The following is a 22,407-nucleotide window of genomic DNA, read 5'->3' on the forward strand; positions in this document are numbered from 1 at the left end:
GTCATTCCCACGCGCTGCCTTTTCCCCTATTGTCGATGCTCCCTTTCCAAACGATTGGCAGACCCATGGAGCAAGTCATAGTCATCACCGGTGCCAGCCGCGGCATCGGCGCCGCCACGGCGCTGCTGGCCGCCCGTCAGGGCTACCGCATCTGCATCAACTACCACGCCGACGACCAGGCCGCCGAGGACATCCTCGGCCAGGTCCGAGCCTTGGGCGCCAAGGCCATCACCGTGCGCGCCGACGCCAGTGTCGAGGATGAGGTCATCCAGCTGTTCCAGCGCGTTGACGAAGAACTCGGCCCGGTCACCGCGCTGGTCAACAACGCAGGCACCATTGGCCAGCAAAGCCGGGTCGAGGACATGTCCGAGTTCCGCCTGCTCAAGGTCATGAAGACCAACGTCGTCGGCCCCATGCTCTGCGCCAAGCACGCACTGAAGCGCATGGCACGCCGGTACGGCGGGCAGGGCGGGGCCATCGTCAACGTGTCGTCGGTGGCCGCCCGCCTGGGCTCGCCCAACGAATACGTGGACTATGCCGCTTCCAAGGGCGCCCTCGACACCTTCACCATTGGCCTGGCAAAGGAAGTGGCAGGCGAGGGCGTGCGGGTAAATGGTGTGCGGCCAGGCTACATCCATACCGGGTTCCACGCGCTGTCGGGCGACCCCGACCGGGTCAGCAAGCTCGAGCCCGGCTTGCCCATGGGCCGCGGCGGGCGCCCCGAGGAAGTGGCCGAGGCCATCCTCTGGCTGCTCTCGGACAAAGCCTCGTACTCCACCGGCAGCTTCATCGAGCTGGGCGGCGGGCGCTGAACGCGCCGGTCAATCCTCCAGCAGCGTGCGTACCCGTTCGGCCAGCACTGCCAGCTCGAACGGCTTGGTCAGCACCTCAGTGCCTTGCAGCAACTGGCCGTCACTGAGCGCCGCGCTTTCGTCGTAGCCAGTGATGAACAGCACCCTGAGGTCGGGGTGGCGCTCGCGGCAACGTTCAGCCAACTGGCGGCCATTCAGGCCGCCGGGCAGGCCGATATCGCTCAACAGCAGGTCTGGCCGCTCGCCAGCTTGCAGATGGGCGAGGGCAGCCGGGCCGTTCTCGAATGCATCGACCCGATAACCCAGTTCTTCCAGCACCTCGCAGACGACCACGCGCAAGGCGGCCTGGTCTTCGACCAGCAGGATACGCTGCGTGGCGCCGCTGCTTTTTTCCAGCAGTGTGCGCAGTGGCCTGGGTGCCGGGGCTTCGGGGTGCTGGTGGTGGCGGGGAAGCAGCAGCTCGATGCGGGTGCCTTCGCCAGGTGTCGACAACACCCGTAGCTGCCCGCCCGACTGGCGCACGAAACCATAGGTCATCGACAAGCCCAGCCCAGTGCCCTGGCCCATGGGCTTGGTGGTGAAGAACGGGTCGACGGCGCGCTCGGCCACCTCCGCCGACATGCCATTGCCGTTGTCGCTGATGCTCAGCCGTACGTATTCGCCAGCTGGCAGTTCCAGTGCACGGGCTTGCTGGTCGTCGAGCAGCAGGTTGTCACCGAGGATATCGATCACGCCGCCGGCAGGCATGGCATCGCGGGCATTGAGGCACACGTTGAGCAGGGCGCTTTCCAGTTGCGGCGGGTCGATGAAGGTCGGCCACAGCTGGCAGGGGAATTGGCTGGTCAGGGTGATGGAGGGGTCGATGGTGCGGCGCAGCAGCTCTTCCATGCCGCCCACCAGCGTGGCCACCTGCGTAGAGCAGGGCTGCAGGGTCTGCTGACGGGAAAATGCCAGCAGCCGGTGTACCAGCGAAGAGGCCCGCTGCGCCGAGCCGTTGGACAGCTTCAGCAATGGCTCCAGGGCGTCGAAACGGGATTGCTCCAGGCGCTGGCGCATCAGCTCCTGGGCACTGAGGATGCCGCCCAGCAGGTTGTTGAAGTCGTGGGCGATGCCGCCACTGAGCTGGCCGACCGCTTCCATCTTCTGTGCCTGGCGCAGGGCTTCCTCGGCCTTGGCCTGTTCTGCCAGTGCCGCATTCACCCGTTGTTCCAGTTCCTCGTTCAGGCGCTGCAGGGCCTGCTCTGCCCGTCGGCGTGCAGTGACGTCCTTGAACAGTACCGCCACCTGGCGCTTTTCGGCAGGCTCTACGCGGAAGGTGGTCACCGACAACACATGGCCGGTCGCGACCAGTTCCTGCTCGAAATGCAGCGGCTCGCCCGTGCGCAGCACCGCGCCATAACGGGCGACCCAATCGTCGGCCTCATCGGGCACCATCTCGCGCAGTTTCTGCCCGACCACGTTGGGGATGCCGGCGTGCTTGGCATAGGCCGCATTGGCCAGCACATGCACATAGTCGCTCAGTGGGCCGTGCGGGCCGTCGAAGAACTCGATGATGCAGAACCCTTCGTCCATGGTGTCGAAGAGCGAGCGGTAGAAGTCCTGATCGTGTTGCTGATGGCTTGCCAGGCGGGCTTCCAGCAGCGCGTTCTGTTGCTGCAGGGCTTCGACTTGTTGGCGCAGTGAAAGCAGGTCGCGGGAGGGCATGCCGACGTCCGACAGTGGATGAAGCCCAGACTTTAGCGTGTTCGGCAACAGGCGAATAGCCAGTCAACGCGGGTGTGACGCAATGCCCAACAGGCGCTCGATCCGTTCGCCGAGGGTGTTCAGGTCGAGGGGTTTGTGCAGCAGTTCGGTGCGCCTGCCGGGCCGGGTACAGTGCACCGTTTCGGCAGTCTCGTAGCCGGTAATCAGCAATACCGGGGCATCCGCCACAAGGTCCTGGCAGGCCTCTGCAAGCTGGTAACCGTCGAGTCGCCCAGGCAGGCCGACATCGGTGATCAGCAGGTCCGGTGGCGGCCCTTTCTGCAACGATTCCAGAGCCCGGTGGCCACTCTCGAAAGCCTGCACCTGATAGCCCAGTTCCGTCAGCACTTCGACCAGTACGAGGCGCAGGGCCGGTTGGTCCGCCACCAGCATGATCCGGTGCATCCGCGGCTGCACCGTCGCGGTGGCGGATGTGGCTGGCTCGCCGTGGCCGGTTGCGCAAGCGCTCTGGTCACGGGGCAGGTACAGGTGAACGCAAGTGCCCTGCCCGGTGACGCTGTCGATCAGCAACTGCCCCCCGGACTGGCGAACAAAGCCATAGGCCATGGACAATCCCAAGCCAGTGCCCTGGCCCAGCGGCTTGGTGGTGAAGAAGGGCTCGAAAGCGTGTTGCAGCACCTCACTGGGCATGCCCACGCCGGTGTCCTCGACACGAATGTGCAGATAGTGCCCCGTCGGCAGGTCCAGGCGCTTGGCCTCGGCCGCTGCGAGATCGGCGTTTTCACAACCGATGCGCAAGGTGCCGCCCAGCGGCATGGCGTCACGGGCATTGATGCACAGGTTGAGCAGGGTGTTCTCCAGCTGTTGCGGGTCGATGCGGATCGACCATTGCGCGGCCCGCGTCCGGTCCTGGTAGTCAATGTGCGGGCCGGTCGAGCTGCGGATCAGGTCATGCATGTCGGCGACCAGGCGTTGCACATCCACCGCTTGTGGCATCAGCGTCTGTTGGCGCGAAAAGGCCAGCAACCGCTGCACCAGGGCTGCGGCGCGCATTGCGTTGCTGCGGCCGAGCCCGAGCATGCGGGCGGTGTCGGCAAGGCGTTGCTCGCCCAGGCGCTGCTCTGCAAGCTCCAGCGCGCCAAGCAGGCTACCCAGCAAGTTGTTGAAGTCGTGGGCGATGCCGCCGGTCAACTGGCCGACCGCCTCCATTTTCTGCGACTGGCGCAGGGCCTCTTCGGCCTGGCGCAGGCGTTCCTGTTCGGCCATGCGCTCGGTGATGTCATAGGCGAACAGGTACCCGCCCTGGACTTGCTGTTGCGCATCGAGCAATGGGTGATAGCGGATTTCGTAATGGCGGGGGGCGTCGGAGGGGCCGAGTGAGATAGTGTCGATGAAGGCTTCGCCGGCCAGCACGCGTGGCCACACCGGTGCCAGGCGGCCCATGATGTCAGGCTGGTTGAGCAGAATTTGTGGCACGTAATCGCCGATCTGCGGCACGAAGCCCCGGTAATGCTCGAAGGTTTCCCGGGCCGTGCGGTTGATCGCGACCAGGCGCATCTGGCTGTCGGCGGCAAACACGTTGGCCAGGCTGTTGTCGAGCAGTTCGCCCAGTAGCTGGATGTGGGCCTGTGCGGTGTCGTCGCGCTCTGCCAGGCGAGCTTCCAGTTCTGCGACACGCGCTTGCAGTTGTGCCAATGACGGGAGCGAGTCTGCTTGCATGGCGAGGGCCCGGTGAGCGGATCAAGCAACTATAGCCGCCTGCCGGGGCGCCAGTCATCAGAACGAGCGGATGATCCGCCCCAGGGTTTCCATGGCCCGTTCGGCATCCTCATGCCAGGGGCTGCCGTAGTTCAGGCGGATGCAGTTGCCGAAGCGCCGGGTGGGCGAGAAGATCGGCCCGGGGGCGATGCTGATGCCTTGGGCCAAGGCCATGTGGAACAGCTTGAGGGCGTCCATCTGTTCGGGCAGCTCCAGCCACAGGAAGTAGCCGCCGGACGGTTGGCTGACCCGCGCCTGCGCCGGAAAGTGCCGGGCGATGGCCGCCAGCATGTTGGCCTGCTGGCCTTCCAGGGCATAGCGCAGCTTGCGCAGGTGGCGGTCGTAGCCGCCGTGCTGCAGGTAGTCGGCGATGGCCGCCTGGGCCGGCATCGAGGCGCACAGCGAGGTCATCAGCTTGAGCCGCTCGATCTTCTGTGCAAAGCGCCCGGCTGCCACCCAGCCGATGCGGTAGCCAGGTGCCAGGCTCTTGGCGAACGAGCCGCAGTGCATCACCAGCCCCTGGGTGTCGAAGGCCTTGGCCGGTTTGGGTGCCTGTTGCGCGTAGTACAGTTCGGCGTACACGTCGTCTTCGATCAATGGCACCTGATGACGCGCCAGCAGCTCCACCAGTGCCTGCTTTTTCGCCTCCGGCATGCTGGCGCCCACCGGGTTCTGGAAGTTGGTCATGCACCACACGGCCTTGACCGGATGCTTTTCCAGCGTCTGCGCCAGCACGCCCAGGTCCATGCCTTCGCGCGGGTGCACAGGAATTTCCACGGCCTTGAGCTTGAGACGCTCCAGTACCTGCAGGCAGGCATAGAAGGCGGGGGCTTCGATGGCCACCAGGTCACCGGGCTGGGTGACGGCCTGCAGGCACAGGTTCAAGGCTTCCAGCGCGCCGTTGGTGATCAGCAACTCCTCCATCGGCAGCATCAGCCCGCCAACCATGTAGCGCAGGGCAATCTGCCTGCGCAGCTGCGGGTTGCCCGGTGACAAGTCGGTCACCACCATGCGCGGGTCCATGCTGCGGCTTGCGCTGGCCAGCGAGCGCGACAGGCGTTGCAGCGGAAACAGCTCGGGGCTGGGGAAGGCCGAGCCGAACGGCACGGTGTTGGGGTCCTTGATCGAGTCGAGGATCGAGAACACCAGCGCGCTGACGTCGACATCGGTGGACTCGCTGACCGGCTGCAATGCCTGCGGCTCGCTGAACTGGCGCGGGGCGTGGGCATTGACGAAATAGCCCGAGCGCGGCCGGGCACGGATCAGCCCGCGCCGCTCCAGCAGGTAGTAGGCCTGGAACACGGTGGACGGGCTGACCCCGTGGGTCTGGCTGGCATAGCGCACCGAGGGCACGCGCTGGCCGGGGCCCAGCACCCCGGAGCGGATCAGTTCGGCGATGTCGTCGGCAAAGCGTTCGTAGCGTTTCATTCTGGCCTTCTGTCGAAGCCTGGCAGGCAAGGTGGAATCAGTGTAAGGGATCAACGGTTCATCGGCGCGACGAAGCGGCTGTGGGCCACGCTGCGGATGGCGGGGTCGTCGCGCTCGCTGATTTCGAAGCTCAGCGTCTGCGAGCTGCTGGCCGGGCGCTCGGCGAGCATCGCCACCGACACCGGCAGTTCACTCATTTCACCGGCCGGGATCACGAATGAGGTCTTGCCCTGCAGGCTGAAGCCGTCGGCGTCCAGCAGGCGCAGCTCATAGTGCCGGGTGCTTTCGGTCTTGTTGATGACCTTAAGCAGGTAGATGTTCTCGATCTGGCCCTGGGCATTCTCGCGGAACAGGCCGCGGTCCTTGATCACGTCCAGCGACACCATCGGGCGCAGCTGCAAGGCCACCACCAGTGCCGCGATCATCACCCCAAGCGCGGCGGCGTAGCCCAGCAGGCGCGGGCGCAGCCAATGGGTGGTGCCACCTTGCAGGCTGCGTTCGGACTTGTAGCCGATCAGGCCACGGGCGTAGCCCATCTTGTCCATTACCCCGTCACAGGCATCAATGCACGCCGCACAACCGATGCACGCCATTTGCAGGCCGTCGCGGATATCGATGCCGGTGGGGCACACCTGCACGCACAAGGTGCAGTCGATGCAGTCGCCCAGGCCCTGGGCGCGGAGGTCGCTGCCTTTCTTGCGCGGGCCACGGGCTTCGCCGCGACGCGGGTCATAGGCGACCGCCAGGGTGTCCTTGTCGAACATCACGCTCTGGAAGCGTGCATAAGGGCACATGTGCAGGCACACCGCTTCGCGCAGCAGGCCGGCATTGATGTAGGTGGCGGCGGTAAAGAACAGCACCCAGAACAGCGCCACGCCGCCCAGTTGCAAGGTGAACAGTTCCGCGGCCAGTGGGCGGATCGGGGTGAAGTAGCCGACGAAGGTCAGCCCGGTGAGCACGCCAATGGCCAGCCACAGGCTGTGCTTCAGCGTGCGCCGGGCCAGTTTGTTCAGGCTCCAGGGCGCGGCGGCCAGTTTGATGCGCTGGTTGCGGTCGCCCTCGGTGACCTTTTCGCACCACATGAACAGCCAGGTCCAGGTGCTTTGCGGGCAGCTGTAGCCGCACCACACGCGGCCGGCATACACGGTGATGGCGAACAGGCCGAAGGCGCAGATGATCAGCAGCGCCGACAGCAGGATGAAGTCCTGCGGCCAGAAGGTGGCGCCGAAGATGTGGAATTTGCTGTTGCCCAGGTCCCACAGCACGGCCTGGCGGCCGTTCCAGTTCAGCCAGGCGGTGCCGAAGAACAGCACGAACAGGGCGCCGGCGAAGCCGATGCGCAGGTTGCGGTACAGCCCGGTGAAGCTGCGGGTATGGATGCCATTGTCGGCGCGGCGTGGCTGGGGGCTGGCTGGGGCGGTGGCGATCTCTGTGAAAGGGATTCTATCGTTCATGGCTCGGTGCTCATCAGGCCTCGATCAGGCATGAGCACTATGGCCCTGAGGCTGTTATCAGCACAGGCTCAGATTTTGCGATAAAAACCGTATCAGATTTCCCGGCAGGCCCCGCCAGGCCTCAGATTACCGAGCCTGGCGTGCTGGCCTTCAGATGCCTGCGGCTATCCACCGCACCCGCCACGGTCAGTGCATCGGCCTCGGCTTCGGTGATGGGCACACGCTGGCCGGCGAGCAGGGCGACGGACATGCGCAGCTGTTCGTCGGTGACGATTTCGATGGACGGGCCATCACCCTCGATGCGCAGGTCTTCGGCGATCAGGGTGCAGCGGCGGGTGGTTTCGTCGATTTCAATGGGCATGGAGTGGTCCTCCTGGGGGTTACAGGGGTGGACCACAGGGCGGGGCGGGTTGCTGCATCCGGAAGCTGAGCGGCACTTTGTCATTTACCCGGAGGTCAACCCTTGCAGATGGCAGGCCCGGCCTCTTCGCGGGTAAACCCGCTCCTACAGGTACTGCACTGCATTGAAACCTGTGCAAACCCTGTGGGAGCGGGTTTACCCGCGAAGAGGCCGGGCCTGACAACACAATGCTCAGCATGGGAAGAAAGCAATGGACCTCATCTGGCAAGCAATTCAGGCCGAATTCGCCGATATCACTGACGAGCGCGAGGTCACGCAAATCCTCGTACGCCTGCTGATGGCAGCCCTGCTTGGCGCTGTGCTGGGCTTCGAGCGCGAGCACAAGGGCAAGGCCGCCGGGGTGCGTACGCATATGCTGGTTTCGCTGGGCGCCGCGCTGTTCGTGCTGGCACCGAGCATGGCCGGGGCCGACGAGCAAGCGCTGAGTCGCGTTATCCAGGGCATTGTCGCCGGTATCGGTTTTCTGGGTGCCGGCACCATTCTCAAGGGCAACGGCCAGGACGCCAGCCATGTGAAGGGGCTGACCACTGCCGCCGGGTTGTGGATGACCGCCGCCATCGGTACGGCAGCCGGCATGGGCCGCGAAGCCACGGCGTTGATCAGCACGATACTGGCCCTGCTGGTGCTGGGCACGATGCCGTTGCTGGTGGACAAGCTCGAAGGGCAGGATGAGGGAAAGCAGGAGGAGGAAGAGGGCAGGAAGCACTGAGGGGAGCCGAAGCTCCCCTCAAAGCGTTGTTGCCTGCTCTTTTTTTATTATTGGGACCGGCCTGTTTTTGTTTTTGTCAGCCTGTCCTGGTGTTGCGGGCGACCCCCATGCGGGGTCAAGAGCAAACGTATTTTTTTGAGCGCTGACCTGCTTTCATCATTGCTGATCCGAACCTGGCTGCCGCTACCTGGAGGTAGTTTTATTGTTCTGTGCCAGACCGCGGGGCGTACCCCTGAAAAGCGTGTCGACTCCAAAAAAATCTGCTTGCTACGCCTCTGCCGTGTTGTTCTTGTTATGTCAGAGCCGTTACCTGTTGTTTTTATTGGGTGTCACATTTTTTTTGTTGTTGTACCAGAGATATAGCAGGGTGCGTGCCAACTTTTGAAAACCCTTTAAAATCAAGCACTTGTCGATTTCAGTCGAAATCGACCGGCCTGAAATTCTGCCGATTTGTTTCCCTGTTACCCGATTTTTTGCTGCAAAACGTGGGGGCGGTAACACTCCACCCACACCAATGTGACACCTGTATGACCTATTGCGCGCTGCGCGCCCGCGCTACCCGCGACCCGTTGTCGCGGCCCAGCACGCTGCTGATGCGGCGGCCGGCGGCGATCAGTCGGTCCAGGTCGATGCCGGTTTCAATGCCCAGCCCTTGCAGCAGGTACACCACGTCTTCACTGGCGATATTGCCGGTAGCGCCTTTGGCGTAGGGGCAGCCGCCCAGCCCGGCCACCGAGCTGTCGAACACGCTGATGCCTTCGAGCAGGCTGGCATACACGTTGGCCAGGGCCTGGCCATAGGTATCGTGGAAGTGCCCGGCCAGTTGCTCGCGCGGTACCTGTGCCGCGACCACCTCGAACAGGCGCCGGGTCTCGCCGGCGGTACCGGTGCCGATGGTGTCACCCAGCGATACCTCGTAGCAGCCCATGTCGTGCAGGGCACGGGCCACCGGGGCGACCTGCTCGGCGCTGACCTTGCCTTCATAGGGGCAGCCGAGCACGCACGACACATAGCCGCGCACGCGCACACCATGGTTGCGCGCGGCTTCCATGATCGGCTCGAAGCGCTTGAGGCTGTCGCTGATCGAGCAATTGATGTTGCGTTGCGAGAATGCTTCGGAGGCGGCGGCGAACACCGCCACTTCCTTCACGCCGGCGGCCAGGGCGTCCTCGAAACCGCGCAGGTTGGGGGCAAGCGCCGCATAGGTGACACCCGGGCGCTGGTGGATGCCGGCGAACACTTCGGCGGAGCCGGCCATTTGCGGCACCCACTTGGGCGAGACGAAACTGCCCACTTCGATATAGGCCAGGCCCGCTTCGGTGAGGTCGTCCACCAGGCGCACCTTGTCGGCGACGCTGATGGGCTGGGCTTCGTTCTGCAGGCCGTCGCGGGGGCCTACTTCGACCAGGCGGACGTGTTTGGGCAAGGACATGGCGGGTTTCCTGTGGCGTTCAGCGGTTGTCTTTGTTGTTCAGGGTGGCGGCCAGGGCTTGTTCGCAGCGCTCCTGGGCGGTGTCCAGCTCCAGCTGCATCTGGTGGATGTCGAGCATCTGCTGTTCCAGCTGGGCGCGGCGCTCGGCGATTTTCGCCAGCATGCTGTTGAGCTGCTTGAGGTTGCCGCTGGAGGGGTCGTACAGCTCGATCAGCTCGCGGCATTCGGCCAGCGAAAAGCCGATGCGCTTGCCGCGCAGGATGAGTTTCAAACTGACTTTGTCACGCGCCGAATAGATACGCTCCAGGCCACGGCGCTCGGGGCTCAGCAGGCCCTGTTCCTCATAGAAGCGGATGGCGCGGGTGGTGATGTCCAGTTCGCGGGACAGGTCGGAAATGCTGTAGGTCTGGGTGCTCATGCTGGGGCTCGGCGTGGGGTATGCGGGTATCCTGAGGGCAGGTTTACGTATACGTCAAGCAAGAGGCGCGGAATGTGTGTTGCCTGAACCGGCCTCTTCGCGGGCTTGCCCGCTCCCACAGGTATTGCATTGGCCTTGAGGGCACCGCCGTCCCTGTGGGAGCGGGCAAGCCCGCGAAGAGGCCGGCACAGGCGAAAAAATTACTCAGACAACCCCGACCTGCGATACCCATTCGGCGTCTGCCCAGTCAACCGCTTGAACCACCGGGCAAAATACGTCGGGTCGGTAAACCCCAGGCTATCCGACAACTGCCCGATGCTCATCCGCGTATAAATCAGGTTGCGCCGAGCCTCCAGCAGCAACCGCTGGTGCACCACCTGCAGCGCGGTCTGCCCACTCAGTGCCCGGCACAGCTGGTTCAACTGCAAACTCGGAATATTCAACCGCGCGGCAAAATCCTCCACCGACAGGTGCTCACGGTAATGCGCCTCGACCAGGCGCAGGTACTGCCCCAGCAAGTGGCGGTCACGTTCATCGCGGTTGCGCGGTGCCTGTACCAGCTGCTGGCGGCGGCTGATCCACACCATCAGCGCCGTCACCAGTGCTTCGAGCAAGGCTGCCCGCGCCGGGGCGTTGCCCTGGTACTCCTGCTGCAGGGTCTCGATCAGGCTGCGCAGATGCACCCGGTCCCGGCCAAGCGGGTAACACGCCGCCTTCGCCAGTACCGCCAGCGGCGCGCCCAGGCGCTGCTCCAGGTTGGCCACCAGTGCCGTGCCAAAGGTCAGCACATGCCCCTGGATATCGGCGCTGAAGCGAAACCCGTGCACGGTCATCGGCGGTACCACCTGGATTGCCGCTTCGCTGATGGCGCTGCGCACCCCCTCGATCTCCACCTCGGCCCGGCCGCGTTGCACATACAGCAACTGGAACAGCTCGGCGTGCTGGTGCGGCTTGATTTCCCAGTGATGCAAACGGCTACGCGCCGGGATCGACTCGCAGTGCAGCAGGTCGGTGCCGGGCCAGGCCTGGTTTTCGCCGTACAGCTTGAACAAGGGGACGCCGGGGAGGGTGGATTTCATGCGGGCAGGCCTGTCCGTTAATCGAACGTTTTTTGTAAAAGTGCAGCTTATGCATGGGATATCACACTTCAATGGCTGTTTTTGCCAGTAAAAATGCAAGGGCAAACCCTAACAGCAGATGCCGCCCCACTGCCAGTCCAGGGCCGGCATCGTCCGCACAGAGACAACAACAATGAAAACTCAGGTCGCAATTATTGGTGCAGGTCCGTCTGGCCTGCTGCTGGGCCAACTGCTGCACAAGGCCGGTATCGATACCGTCATCGTCGAACGCCAGACGCCCGAATACGTGCTTGGCCGCATCCGTGCCGGGGTGCTGGAGCAAGGCACGGTCGACCTGCTGCGTGAAGCCGGTGTGGCCGAGCGCATGGACCGTGAAGGCCTGGTACACGAGGGTGTCGAACTGCTGGTCGGCGGGCGCCGCCAACGCCTGGACCTCAAGGCCCTGACCGGTGGCAAGACGGTGATGGTATACGGCCAGACCGAAGTCACCCGTGACCTGATGCAGGCACGTGAAGCCAGCGGTGCGCCGATCATCTATTCGGCAAGCAATGTCCAGCCGCACGAACTCAAGGGCGAACGGCCCTACCTGACCTATGAAAAAGACGGCCAGGTGCACCGGGTGGACTGCGACTACATTGCCGGTTGTGACGGCTTCCACGGTGTCTCGCGGCAAAGCATCCCCGAGGGCATCCTCAAGCAGTACGAGCGGGTCTACCCGTTTGGCTGGCTGGGCATGCTGTCAGATACGCCACCGGTCAACCACGAACTGATCTACGCCCACCACGAACGCGGTTTCGTGCTGTGCAGCCAGCGTTCGCACACCCGTAGCCGCTACTACCTGCAGGTGCCGCTGGACGAGCAGGTGGAGGCGTGGCCCGACGAGCGCTTCTGGGCGGAGCTGAAGGCACGCTTGCCCGAAGATGTGGCTGCGCGCCTGGTCACCGGCCCGGCCCTGGAAAAGAGCATCGCGCCGCTGCGCAGCCTGGTAGTCGAGCCGATGCAGTATGGCCACCTGTTCCTGGTCGGTGACGCCGCACATATCGTCCCGCCGACCGGCGCCAAGGGCCTGAACCTGGCGGCATCGGATGTCAACTACCTGTACCGGATCCTGGTCAAGGTGTACCGCGAAGGGCGCACCGACCTGTTGCAGCAGTATTCGCCGCTGGCCCTGCGCCGGGTGTGGAAAGGCGAGCGCTTCAGCTGGTTCATGACCCAACTGCTGCATGACTTCGGCAGCCACAAGGACGCCTGGGACCAGAAGATGCAGGAAGCCGACCGCGAGTACTTCCTGACCTCGCCGGCGGGGCTGGTGAACATTGCCGAGAACTATGTAGGGCTGCCGTTCGAAGAAGTGGCCTGACCTGTAGGAGCGGCCTTGTGTCGCGAAAGGGGTGCGAAGCGCCCCCAGGGTCTTCGCATTCCTGCAAAATTGCTGGGGCCGCTTTGCGGCCCTTTCGCGACACAAGGCCGCTCCCACAGGTACAGCAGCGCCTGTGAGGCAAGCGATTACATGTGGGAGCGGCCTTGCGTCGCGATTGGGCTGCAAAGCAGCCCCGGCATTCGAAAGCCAGCATTGGCTAGCGAGCCAGTAACGCCTCCATCTCCCGATACCCCCGCTGCCGCGCATGCTCCAGCGCGGTCACCCCGTCCTTGTCGGCAATCTGCCGATCCGCCCCGGCCGCCAGTAGCCGGCGCACGATCTCAACATGCCGCGGCCCGCCGTCACCGAGGATCACCGCCTCCAGCAGCGCAGTCCAGTGCAGGCGGTTGAGATGGTTCACGTCCACCCCGGCATCGATCAGCAACTGCACGGTCTCGACATGCCCGCGTTCGGCGGCGGGTATCAGCGCAGTGCCTCCATACCGGTTGGTGCTCTTGAGGTCGGCACCGTGGCTCAAGGTCAGCCGCAGGATGTCGTTCAGGCCACGCGCCCCGGCATACAGGTACGGGCTGTCGTCGATGTTGTCCTTGGCATTCACATCGGCACCGGCTTCGATCAGCGCTTTCGCGGCCGCAACCTGGTTGCCATGGGTAGCCACCAGCAGGGCAGTGCGCCCTTGATCGTCACGGCTCTCCAGCTGCGCACCTTGTGCCAGAAGTTGTTGCAGGGTGCGCACATCATCGTGACGGGCAGCGTTGTGCAGGCGGTTGTCCATGGCAGTGCTCTCGGCGTGGGCGGCAAGGCTGGTGCACAGGGCGAACAGCATCGCAGCAAGTAGTGAACGCATGGGGGCAGGCTCCTCGATGACCTGCCCGCATCCTAGAAAAAACACGCCAGGGCTTGAAGTTAAGTTTGCGCATGACAGACAGTGCCTTGCTGAATAGGTAATGGCAGGAAGCACAACGATGACATTCTCCACCCCCCTGATGGGCGCCTTGTGCCTGGTAGTTGCCAGTGGCTGGGCCTGTGCCGACCAGGTGCTGCCCGCACCACCGGAACTGGCCTCCGGCTACCGCACTGGCCTGCAGCCGGTGCATGCCAGCCGGCACATGGCCGCAGCTGCCAACCCGCTGGCCAGCGAAGCGGGGCGGGCGATGCTGCGTGCCGGTGGCAGCGCCATCGACGCGGCCATCGCCATGCAGATGGTGCTGACCCTGGTCGAACCGCAATCCAGCGGCATTGGCGGCGGGGCGTTCATCCTCTACTGGGACGGCCAGCGCGTGCAGGCCTTCGATGGCCGCGAGGCAGCCCCGGCGACGGTGACGGAAACCCTGTTCCTGCAAGCCGATGGTTCACCGATGCCATTCAGGACGGCGCAGATCGGCGGGCGTTCGGTGGGCGTACCAGGGGTTCTGCGTGCCCTGAAGCTGGCCCATGAGCAGCACGGCAAGCTGCCCTGGCGCGACCTGTTCGCCCCGGCCATTGCGCTGGCGCGCAACGGTTTCGCGGTTTCCGAACGCCTTCACACCCTGGTGGCGGGCGACCCGTTCATTGCCCGCTCACCCGCCATGGCCCGCTACTTCCTGGATGAACAGGGCAAGCCACTGGCGGTGGGCACTACCTTGCGCAACCCCGAGCTTGCGCAAACCTTCGAGCAGATTGCCGAGCAGGGCCCCGAGGTGTTCTACAGCGGCGAGATCGCCGAAGCCATCGTCGCCAAGGTGCGCAGCCATGCCAATGCCGGCTACCTGTCGCTGCAGGATATGCAGCAGTACCGAGCCAAGGTGCGCGAGCCGCTGTGTGGCCCCTACAAGGCCTGGCGCATCTGTGGCATGCCACCGCCATCGTCGGGCGGGGTGACGGTGCTGCAGACCCTGGGCATCTTGGAGGCACTGCAGCGGGCTTCGCCACAGCGCGACCTTGCCGCCATGCGGCCGCTGCGCACTTCGACCGTTGCCGGGCTGGAAGCCCCGCCGCTGGCCGTGCATCTGGTTGCCGAGGCCGAGCGCCTGGCCTATGCCGACCGCGCCCAGTACCTGGCCGACAGCGATTACGTGCCGGTGCCGCTCAAGGCCCTGACCGACTCCACATACCTGGCCAGCCGCGCGGCGCAGGTCGGCGAGTACAGCATGAAACGCGCCCGCCCGGGCCAGCCGCAGGGGGCCGACCTGGCCCTGGCGCCTGACCGCTCGCCGCTGCGCATTTCCACCTCGCACCTCAGCGCGGTGGATGACCGCGGCCAGGCCCTGGCCATGACCACTTCGGTGGAAGCAGCGTTCGGCTCGCACCTGATGGTCAAGGGCTTCTTGCTCAACAACCACCTGACCGACTTCTCGTTCATCCCCCGGGAACAAGGCAAGCCCGTGGCCAACCGGGTGCAACCGGGCAAGCGGCCGCTGTCGGCCATGGCGCCGACCCTGGTGTTCTCGCAAGCTTCCGGCGAGCTGGTGGCCAGCCTGGGCTCGCCCGGCGGCTCGCAGATCATCGGCTACGTGAACAAGGCGCTGATCGGCCTGCTGGATTGGCAACTCGACCCGCAGCAGGCCGCCGGCCTGCCCAACTTCGGCAGCCGCAATGCCGGCACCGAAGTAGAGGCGGGTTTGGCCAGCCCGGCACTGATCCGGCAGTTGGCAGCCTGGGGGCATGAGGTGACGCCGATGATCATGACCAGTGGCATGCAGATCATCCAGCGCAGTGGCGAGGGTTGGTCGGGTGGTGCCGACCCTCGGCGCGAAGGCGTGGCAGTCGGCGACTAGCGGTGCGCGTTGCGGTGCAGCAGGTGGCGTGATAGAAGTCAGTCTTGCCATTCAAAAGTTGAATACCAAGATGTCCATCAGCGTGAAATCGAATAGGGCCTTGTTCGACCTCGACCTGTTGCGTGCCATTGTCGTGGTGGCCGATTGCGGCAGCTTCACCACGGCTGCTGCGCGCCTGCACTCCACCCAATCGACCATCAGCCAGAAGGTGCGCCGCCTGGAGGATATGGTTGGCCACCGTCTGCTGGTGCGTGGCAATCGCGACGTGCTGCCGACCGACGCCGGGCAGACCCTGCTCGGCTATGCCCGGCACATGCTGGCCCTCAACGACCAGATGCTCGAAGCCTTGGCCGGGGCGATGGTTGGCATGACCGTGCGCCTTGGCGTGCCCGAGGACTTCGTGGGCGGGCGTACCACCAATGCGCTGTCGGCGTTCAGCCGGCTGCACCCGCAGGTGAAGCTGGAAGTGACCAGCGGCCTGTGCCGCGACCTCAGCCAGGCCTACGACAACGGTGAGCTCGACCTGGTGTTGCTCAAGCAGCGGCGCAACAGCCGCGAAGGCGTGGCCTGCTGGCCCGAGCGCCTGCAGTGGATCGACAGCGCGCGTACGCCCGCCTTCGAACTGGACCCGATCCCGCTGGTGACTTTCCCGCCCCGCGGCCTGTACCGCGACGACATGATTACCGCCATCGAAGGCATGGGCCGGCGTTGGCGCATCAGCTTCACCAGTTCCAGCCTCAGCGGCATCCAGGCAGCGGTCGCCGATGGTATGGGCATCAGCCTGCTGCCGCCACGGGCGGCGACCGGCGAGCATCGGGTGCTCGGTGCGGAGCAGGGGCTACCTGAGGTCGACAGCTATGAAATCGTCATCGTCCACCGGCCGACGGCGGATGTGATGGTCAAGGCGCTGGCCGAGGTGATGACGCAATTGCTTGCGGGTGGCGGGATCTGACAGGGTTGAGGCCGGTGCAGGTTTTCAATACCCTCTAGGGCTGGCGCTCGGCCACCGCTCGCAGGGTCCGCAACGTCACCACTGGCGCATCCACCACAAACCGGTTGGCCAGCCACCCCGGCACATCCCCGGCAGGGTCGGCTTGCAGCTGGTAAGTCACCTCGGTCCTGCGCTCACCCAGCGGTTTCATCCGCCACTCGCCGTTGAGCTGCTGCACACGGATCAGCCCATCTACCTTGGGGATCCTGTCTGGCTCGGCGCTCAGGTGGCGCAGCAGCGTGCCGTCGTCCAGGCGTTCGGTGGTGACCTTCAGCACGATGTCCCGCGGCATCGTCGGCCACGGCAGGTTGGTGGTCAGGTACACCCAGGTGTTTTCGCCCTGCACATCCAGCAAGCGCATCTCGGCGCAGGCGTACAGCCACTTGCAGGCCACCCGCAGGTTCTCCTGCAGGTCGGTGAGCGTGCGAACGCTGGCTTTCATGGTGCTGACACCACGGAATTGCTGGTAGGGCGAGTCGGGGGCGGCGCTCAGGTAAACGCGGATGCCTTCGCGGTCGTAGGCCAGGTTCCAGTCATCGGCGGCTGGGGCGGGGGTGCAGAACAGCAGGGCGGTGAGCAGCAGGCAGCGGTTCATGGCTGGTACCGCACGGGGGCAGGATTTTCAGTATGCGGCTACTGGGGCTGCCTTGCAGCCCTTTCGCGACACAAGGCCGCTGCCACAGGGTTCGGGGTACACCGTACTTTTGTGGGAGCGGCCTTGTGTCGCGAAAGGGGCGCAGAGCGCCCCCAATGCATCAACGCTTAGGGTTGAGCGTCAGGTGCACATGACGGTTCACGTCCTTGTACAGCAGGTAGCTGAACTTGCCTGGGCCACCGGCGTAGCAGGCTTGCGGGCAGAAGGCGCGCAGCCACATGAAGTCGCCGGCTTCCACTTCGACCCAGTCCTGGTTCAGGCGGTACACCGCCTTGCCTTCCAGCACGTACAGGCCGTGTTCCATCACGTGGGTCTCGGCGAACGGGATCACGCCGCCCGGCTGGAAGGTGACGATGTTCACGTGCATGTCGTGGCGCATGTCGGCCATGTCGACGAAGCGGGTGGTGACCCAGCGGCCTTCGGTGCCCGGCATCTCGATGACGGTGGCGTTGTCACGGTGGGTGACGAACGACTCGGGAACGTCCAGGCCTTCGACCTTCTGGTAGTGCTTGCGCAGCCAGTGGAAGGTGACGTTGGACTTGCTGTTGTTGCGCAGGCTCCACTCGGCGCCCGGGGCCAGGAAGGCGTAGCCGCCCGGTACCAGGGTGTGGTGCTTGCCTTCGACGGTGATGTCCAGTTCGCCTTCGACGATGAACACCACGGCTTCAGCGTTCGGGTCCAGCTCAGGGCGTTCGCTGCCGCCTTCCGGGGCCACTTCGACGATGTACTGGGAGAAGGTTTCGGCAAAACCGGTCAGCGGGCGGGCGATGACCCACATGCGCATCTTGTCCCAGAACGGCAGGTGGCTGGTGACGATGTCACGCATCACGCCCTTGGGGATGACGGCATAGGCTTCGGTGAACATGGCACGGTCAGTCAGCAGCTCGGTCTGAGCCGGGTGCCCACCGTGGGGGGCGAAGTACGAATGGTTCGACATGGACGATCTCGACTTGTTGTTCTCTCCCCATGCCGTGAACCGCACCGGCCGGTGCGGCGCAGGGGATGTGGCGACAGAATAGGGTCGAGTGCGTGCCATCCACAAATTAAATGTTGGAATACCCTGTATTTGCCGGCTGAATGCGAACCTGCCGGCCAACGTGCCCTTCCGGCAAGCGGTCGCCCTGGCCGAACAGCTTGTGGCGCAAGGTGCCTTCGGCATAACTCAGCGGGTAGCGGCCACGGCGTTGCAACTCCGGCACCAGCAGCTCGACCACATTTGCCAGGTCGTCTGGTTGCACTGCGTAGGTCAGGTTGAAGCCATCGATGCCGGTCTGGTCCAGCCAGCTTTCCAGCTGGTCGGCCACCTCGCTGGCAGCCCCCACCAGCACCGGGCCACGGCCGCCCAGGCCGACGAACTCGGCAGCCTCGCGCACGGTCCAGCGGCGGTTCGGGTCGGCGGCGGTAAAGGCGGCCAGGGCTGCGCGGCCGGCATCGTTCTCGACGTATTCGATGGGCGCATCGGGGTCGAGGCCGGCAAAGTCGATGCCGGTCCAGCCCGACAGCAGTGCCAGGGCGGCGTCCAGGTCGACATAACGGCGGTATTCGGCGAAGCGCGCTTCGGCCTCCTCCCGGGTGGGGGCGACGATCAACAGCGCCTGGGCGTAGATCAGCATCTCGTCCCGGCCACGCCCGGCCACCTCGCTGGCCTGGCGGATGCCGTCGGCGTAGCGGCGCAGTACCGTGGGCGTCGGCCCGCTGATGAACACGCATTCGGCGTGCCGCGCCGCGAACTGCTGGCCGCGTGCCGAAGCACCGGCCTGGAACAGCACCGGCGTGCGTTGCGGCGAAGGTTGGCACAGGTGCATGCCCGGCACCTGGAAGTGCTCGCCCACATGGTTGATGGGGTGCACCCGGGCGGGTTCGATATAGCGCCCGCTGTCACGCTCCAGCAGCACCGCATCGTCGTCCCAGCTTTTCTCCCATAGCTTGTACAGCACCTGCAGGTATTCCTCGGCCAGGTCATAGCGCTGGTCGTGGCCCAGCTGGCGCGCCAGGCCCAGGTTGCGCGCGGCGCTGTCGAGGTAGCCGGTGACGATGTTCCAGCCGACCCGGCCATTGCTCAGGTGGTCGAGCGTCGACATGCGCCGGGCGAACGGGTAGGGGTGTTCGTAGGTGAGCGAGAAGGTGACGCCGAAGCCCAGGTGCTCGGTAACCCCGGCCATGGCCGGCACCAGCAGCAGCGGGTCGTTGACCGGCACCTGCACGCCACCGCGCAGGGCGGCTTCGGGGCCGCCCTGGTAGACGTCGTAGATGCCCAGCACATCGGCGATGAACAGGGCATCGAACAAGCCGCGTTCGAGCAGGCGGGCCAGGTCGGTCCAGTAGCCCAGGCGGTTGAAGGCCACGCTGGTGTTGCGCGGGTGGCGCCACAGGCCGGGGGACTGGTGGCTGGCGGCATTCATGCTGAAGGCGTTGAAGCGAATCGGGCGGGGCATGGTGGGCGCGCTCCGCTCAAGGCAATACGGAAGCCGGGTAGACCGCGTCGGCCACCTGCAGCTTGCGGGGAATCAGGCCCAGGCCCTGGAAGGTGTCGGCCAGCTTTTGTTGCTCGGCAACGATCTCTGGGGTGATGGCCACGGCATTGTAGTTGCGCCGCTCGCTGGCCGCTTGCAGCACGTTGGCGTTGATCCCGAGTTGCGGGGCCAGCAGTGCGGCGACTTCCGCAGGCTTGGCGTTGGCCCATTGGCTGACCTTGGCCAGCTCTGCGAAGAAGGTCTTCAGCAAGGCGCGATGCTGGTCGGCGAAGCTGGCGGTGGACAGGTAGAAGGTGCGGTTGTTGGACAGGCCGCTGCCGTCGCGCAGGTTCTTCAGGCCCGGCTGGCTTTCTGCCGCGGCGAGGAACGGGTCCCACAGGGTCACGGCCTGGACACTGCCCGATTGCAGGGCAGCCACGGCATCGGCGGCGTTGTTGACGTAGGCCGGGGTTATGTCCTGGTAGCTGAGGCCGGCCTGTTCCAGGGCAACGGCCAGCAGGTACTGGGCGTTCCAGCCGCGGCCGGTGGCTACCCGCTTGCCCTTGAGGTCTTGCACGCTGGCCAGGTGGTCCTGCTCACGTACCACCAGGCCGATGCCACGTGGGTAGGGCTGCTCGGCGGCCAGGTACACCACCGGCTTGCCTGCGGCCTGGGCGAATACCGAGGGTGCGTCGGCGGCATGGCCGAGGTCGATGGCGCCGGTGCTCAAGGCTTCGAGCAACTGCGGGCCGGCGGCGAACTCGTGCCAGCTGACTTTCACGCCTTGCGGCGCCAGGGCCTTCTCCAGGGCACCGCTGCCCTTGAGGATGTTGATGCTGTTGAACTTCTGGTAACCGATGCGCAGGGTCCTGGCCTCGTCGGCAAGGGCTTGGGACCAGGGCAACAGGGTACTGGCGACACTGGCCAGCAAGCCGCCGATCAACAGGCGGCGCAGGGGGGAAAAGGCACGGGCGGGCATGGGCATTGCTCCTTGAACGGGGAGGGAAGCGATGCGCCCAGACTAGGGAGGTGGCGTTTGGCATTCAATTTTTATATCTCTTTTTGTTAGATTGTTTTGTTATTTTTATATCCTTTTGTTTTGTCACGTCTGGTCCATTTCACATTCACTTGCCAGGCTGCCGGCAGGCCATTCGATGACGAGAGCGTGGAGGGCCTTCGCACTCCGACGTTCCTGTTCTGCGACCAACAGCGCGCTTCCCTGCATGGCCGCGCTCGCGGATAATCCCCCTCATTCCAATAAACAGCCTGTGAGTGGGTATGAGTGATTCCGTAGTCAGCCTCGGCCAGCCTGAAACCGAAGGGGGGCGCAAGACGCGCAAGAACAACCCCGAGAAAACGCGCGAGGACATCCTCCAGGCCGCCATCAACGAGTTCGTCCAGCAAGGTCTGGCCGGTGCCCGCGTCGACGCCATCGCCGAGCGCACCGCCACCTCCAAGCGCATGATCTACTACTACTTCGGCAGCAAGGAGCAGCTGTACTGCGAGTGCCTGATCAAGCTGTACGGCGACATCCGCAAGACCGAGCAAAGCCTGGACCTTGAGTCGCTGCCGGCCGAGCAGGCGATCCGCCGGCTGGTGGAGTTCACCTTCGATCACCACGACCGCAACGTCGATTTCGTGCGGATCATCTGCACCGAAAACATCCACTACGGCGAGTACGTCAAGCAGTCGCCGGCGATTCGCGAAATGAGCAGCCTGGTGCTCGAGGCTCTGGGCAATACCTTGCGCCGTGGGGTGCAGGAAGGTGTGTTCCGCACCGGCATCGAGGTCATCGACCTGCACATGCTGATGAGCTCGTTCTGCTTCTACCGGGTTTCGAACCGCCACACCTTTGGCGAGATCTTCCAGATCGACCTGTCCGATGAGCAGGTCAAGCTGCGTCACAAGGCCATGATCTGTGATGCTGTGTTGCGGTATATCCAGACCGAGCACCGCCCCTGAAAATTCTCCAGTGGCTGGGCCGGCTCCTTTGCCGGCAAGCCAGCCCACGGGTGCAAGAACTGGCTTGCCGGCGATGGGCCGCGTAGCAGCCCCCGGCGATCAGCTCAATTCCAGCCAGATCGGCGCATGGTCCGACGGCTTTTCCATCCCGCGCAGTTCGTAGTCCACACCTGCATCCTTGATCCGCGGCACCAGGTGCTGGGAGGCCATGATCAGGTCGATGCGCAGGCCGCGCTTGGGCTCGTCCTCGAAACCGCGGCTGCGGTAGTCGAACCAGCTGAAGCGGTCGGCCACTTCCGGGTAAAGGTGGCGGAAACTGTCCACCAGGCCCCAGCCCTTCAAGCGCTCCATCCACTCGCGCTCTTCCGGCAGGAAACTGCACTTGCCAGTCTTGAGCCAGCGCTTGGCATTGTCCGGGCCGATGCCGATGTCGCAGTCCTGCGGCGAGATATTCATGTCGCCCATCACCAGCAGTGGCTGGTCGTTGCGGAACTGGCCCTCCAGCAGCGCCTGCAGGTCGCTGTAGAAGCGCTGCTTGGCCGGGAACTTGGTGGGGTGGTCGCGGCTTTCACCCTGAGGGAAATAGCCGTTCATGATGGTGATCGGGTTGCCATCGGCATCGGCGAAGGTGCCCCAGATGAAGCGGCGCTGAGCGTCTTCCTCATCGCTGGCAAAACCCTTGTGCAGGCTCAGCGGTGCCTGGCGGGACAGCAGGGCCACGCCATAGTGGCCTTTCTGGCCGTGGTAATGTACGTGGTAGCCCAGCGCCTGCACGTCGGCCAGCGGGAACTGATCGTCGCTGACCTTGGTTTCCTGCAGGCCGATCACGTCCGGCTGGTGCTTTTCGATCAGCGCCGCCAGCTGGTGCGGGCGGGCCCGCAGGCCGTTGATGTTGAAACAGACGATCTTCATGGAAAGATGATCCCGGTAAAAGGCGCGATGCTAGCCGACATCGCTTGCCATCACCAGCATGGCGGCTTCGGCAGCCTGCTGC

Annotated in this window: 20 protein-coding genes; 6 read left to right on the plus strand and 14 right to left on the minus strand. The window is 64.6% G+C overall.

Going from position 1 to position 22,407, the window contains the following annotated elements; translation table 11 throughout:
* Window positions 1–65: 65 nt before the first annotated feature.
* A complete protein-coding gene (locus tag RR51_RS17185) occupies window positions 66–812 on the plus strand; it encodes an SDR family oxidoreductase (RefSeq protein WP_039614214.1) in 747 nt (248 codons plus the stop codon).
* 9 nt (window positions 813–821) lie between these two features.
* Here RR51_RS17185 and RR51_RS17190 read toward each other — a convergent pair whose 3' ends face one another.
* The 5 genes from RR51_RS17190 to RR51_RS17210 form a co-directional block, all read right to left on the minus strand.
* Complete coding sequence (locus tag RR51_RS17190) at window positions 822–2,516, minus strand: response regulator (RefSeq protein WP_039614215.1); 1,695 nt, start codon at window positions 2,514–2,516, stop codon at window positions 822–824.
* A gap of 63 nt (window positions 2,517–2,579) precedes the next feature.
* Entirely contained in the window at window positions 2,580–4,235 is a 1,656-nt protein-coding gene (locus tag RR51_RS17195; RefSeq protein ID WP_039614216.1) for a PAS domain-containing sensor histidine kinase, read from the minus strand.
* A gap of 57 nt (window positions 4,236–4,292) precedes the next feature.
* Window positions 4,293–5,702 carry a GntR family transcriptional regulator MpaR gene (gene mapR / locus RR51_RS17200; protein ID WP_039614217.1) on the minus strand — a complete coding sequence of 470 codons (1,410 nt, stop codon included), beginning with the start codon at window positions 5,700–5,702 and terminating at the stop codon, window positions 4,293–4,295.
* A gap of 50 nt (window positions 5,703–5,752) precedes the next feature.
* Window positions 5,753–7,156: a cytochrome c oxidase accessory protein CcoG gene (ccoG, locus tag RR51_RS17205; RefSeq protein ID WP_039614218.1), complete on the minus strand. Its 1,404-nt coding sequence runs from the start codon at window positions 7,154–7,156 to the stop codon at window positions 5,753–5,755.
* Between the two features lie 121 nt (window positions 7,157–7,277).
* Entirely contained in the window at window positions 7,278–7,517 is a 240-nt protein-coding gene (locus RR51_RS17210; RefSeq protein ID WP_013972933.1) for a DUF3203 family protein, read from the minus strand.
* 250 nt (window positions 7,518–7,767) lie between these two features.
* Here RR51_RS17210 and RR51_RS17215 point away from each other — a divergent pair, with 250 nt between their 5' ends.
* Entirely contained in the window at window positions 7,768–8,286 is a 519-nt protein-coding gene (locus RR51_RS17215) for an MgtC/SapB family protein (RefSeq protein ID WP_013972932.1), read from the plus strand.
* A 532-nt stretch (window positions 8,287–8,818) separates the two neighbouring features.
* On the opposite strand, the gene RR51_RS17220 is transcribed toward RR51_RS17215, so the two are convergent.
* The 3 genes from RR51_RS17220 to RR51_RS17230 form a co-directional block, all read right to left on the minus strand.
* Complete coding sequence (locus tag RR51_RS17220) at window positions 8,819–9,718, minus strand: hydroxymethylglutaryl-CoA lyase (RefSeq protein ID WP_015270649.1); 900 nt, start codon at window positions 9,716–9,718, stop codon at window positions 8,819–8,821.
* A 19-nt stretch (window positions 9,719–9,737) separates the two neighbouring features.
* Entirely contained in the window at window positions 9,738–10,136 is a 399-nt protein-coding gene (locus tag RR51_RS17225) for a MerR family transcriptional regulator (protein WP_013972930.1), read from the minus strand.
* Between the two features lie 200 nt (window positions 10,137–10,336).
* The gene (locus RR51_RS17230; RefSeq protein ID WP_039614219.1) at window positions 10,337–11,215 is read right to left on the minus strand and encodes a helix-turn-helix domain-containing protein; all 879 of its coding nucleotides are present in this window, start codon (window positions 11,213–11,215) and stop codon (window positions 10,337–10,339) included.
* A gap of 172 nt (window positions 11,216–11,387) precedes the next feature.
* Between RR51_RS17230 and pobA the strand changes: the two genes are divergently transcribed.
* Window positions 11,388–12,575 (plus strand): 4-hydroxybenzoate 3-monooxygenase, encoded by a 1,188-nt coding sequence (gene pobA / locus RR51_RS17235; RefSeq protein WP_039614220.1) that lies wholly within the window; start codon window positions 11,388–11,390, stop codon window positions 12,573–12,575.
* Window positions 12,576–12,792: 217 nt separating this feature from the next.
* Here the strand turns inward: pobA and RR51_RS17240 are convergent, their stop codons facing one another.
* On the minus strand, window positions 12,793–13,443 hold the full coding sequence (locus RR51_RS17240) for an ankyrin repeat domain-containing protein (protein ID WP_024087255.1): 651 nt from the start codon (window positions 13,441–13,443) through the stop codon (window positions 12,793–12,795).
* 118 nt (window positions 13,444–13,561) lie between these two features.
* On the opposite strand from RR51_RS17240, the gene ggt reads away from it, so the two are divergent.
* Both ggt and RR51_RS17250 read left to right on the plus strand, forming a co-directional pair.
* Window positions 13,562–15,352, plus strand: coding sequence for a gamma-glutamyltransferase (ggt, locus tag RR51_RS17245; protein WP_039614221.1), 1,791 nt, complete (start codon window positions 13,562–13,564; stop codon window positions 15,350–15,352).
* Between the two features lie 70 nt (window positions 15,353–15,422).
* Window positions 15,423–16,304, plus strand: a complete 882-nt coding sequence (locus tag RR51_RS17250) for a LysR substrate-binding domain-containing protein (RefSeq protein ID WP_015270644.1) — start codon at window positions 15,423–15,425, stop codon at window positions 16,302–16,304.
* 34 nt (window positions 16,305–16,338) lie between these two features.
* Here the strand turns inward: RR51_RS17250 and RR51_RS17255 are convergent, their stop codons facing one another.
* The 4 genes from RR51_RS17255 to RR51_RS17270 all read right to left on the minus strand — a co-directional run bounded on the left by RR51_RS17255 (window position 16,339) and on the right by RR51_RS17270 (window position 20,430).
* Window positions 16,339–16,938 carry an START domain-containing protein gene (locus RR51_RS17255; RefSeq protein ID WP_003257236.1) on the minus strand — a complete coding sequence of 200 codons (600 nt, stop codon included), beginning with the start codon at window positions 16,936–16,938 and terminating at the stop codon, window positions 16,339–16,341.
* A 160-nt stretch (window positions 16,939–17,098) separates the two neighbouring features.
* Window positions 17,099–17,935, minus strand: coding sequence for a bifunctional allantoicase/(S)-ureidoglycine aminohydrolase (locus RR51_RS17260; protein WP_013972924.1), 837 nt, complete (start codon window positions 17,933–17,935; stop codon window positions 17,099–17,101).
* Window positions 17,936–18,041: 106 nt separating this feature from the next.
* Window positions 18,042–19,433, minus strand: a complete 1,392-nt coding sequence (locus tag RR51_RS17265) for an LLM class flavin-dependent oxidoreductase (protein ID WP_039614222.1) — start codon at window positions 19,431–19,433, stop codon at window positions 18,042–18,044.
* A 16-nt stretch (window positions 19,434–19,449) separates the two neighbouring features.
* Window positions 19,450–20,430: an aliphatic sulfonate ABC transporter substrate-binding protein gene (locus RR51_RS17270; RefSeq protein WP_039614223.1), complete on the minus strand. Its 981-nt coding sequence runs from the start codon at window positions 20,428–20,430 to the stop codon at window positions 19,450–19,452.
* Between the two features lie 299 nt (window positions 20,431–20,729).
* On the opposite strand from RR51_RS17270, the gene RR51_RS17275 reads away from it, so the two are divergent.
* The gene (locus RR51_RS17275; protein WP_015270640.1) at window positions 20,730–21,413 is read left to right on the plus strand and encodes a TetR/AcrR family transcriptional regulator; all 684 of its coding nucleotides are present in this window, start codon (window positions 20,730–20,732) and stop codon (window positions 21,411–21,413) included.
* A gap of 99 nt (window positions 21,414–21,512) precedes the next feature.
* Here the strand turns inward: RR51_RS17275 and xthA are convergent, their stop codons facing one another.
* Window positions 21,513–22,325 carry an exodeoxyribonuclease III gene (gene xthA, locus RR51_RS17280; RefSeq protein WP_013972920.1) on the minus strand — a complete coding sequence of 271 codons (813 nt, stop codon included), beginning with the start codon at window positions 22,323–22,325 and terminating at the stop codon, window positions 21,513–21,515.
* Between the last annotated feature and the right edge of the window lie 82 nt (window positions 22,326–22,407).

This window comes from Pseudomonas sp. C5pp (assembly GCF_000814065.1).
Classification (GTDB): Bacteria; Pseudomonadota; Gammaproteobacteria; order Pseudomonadales; family Pseudomonadaceae; genus Aquipseudomonas; species Aquipseudomonas asiatica.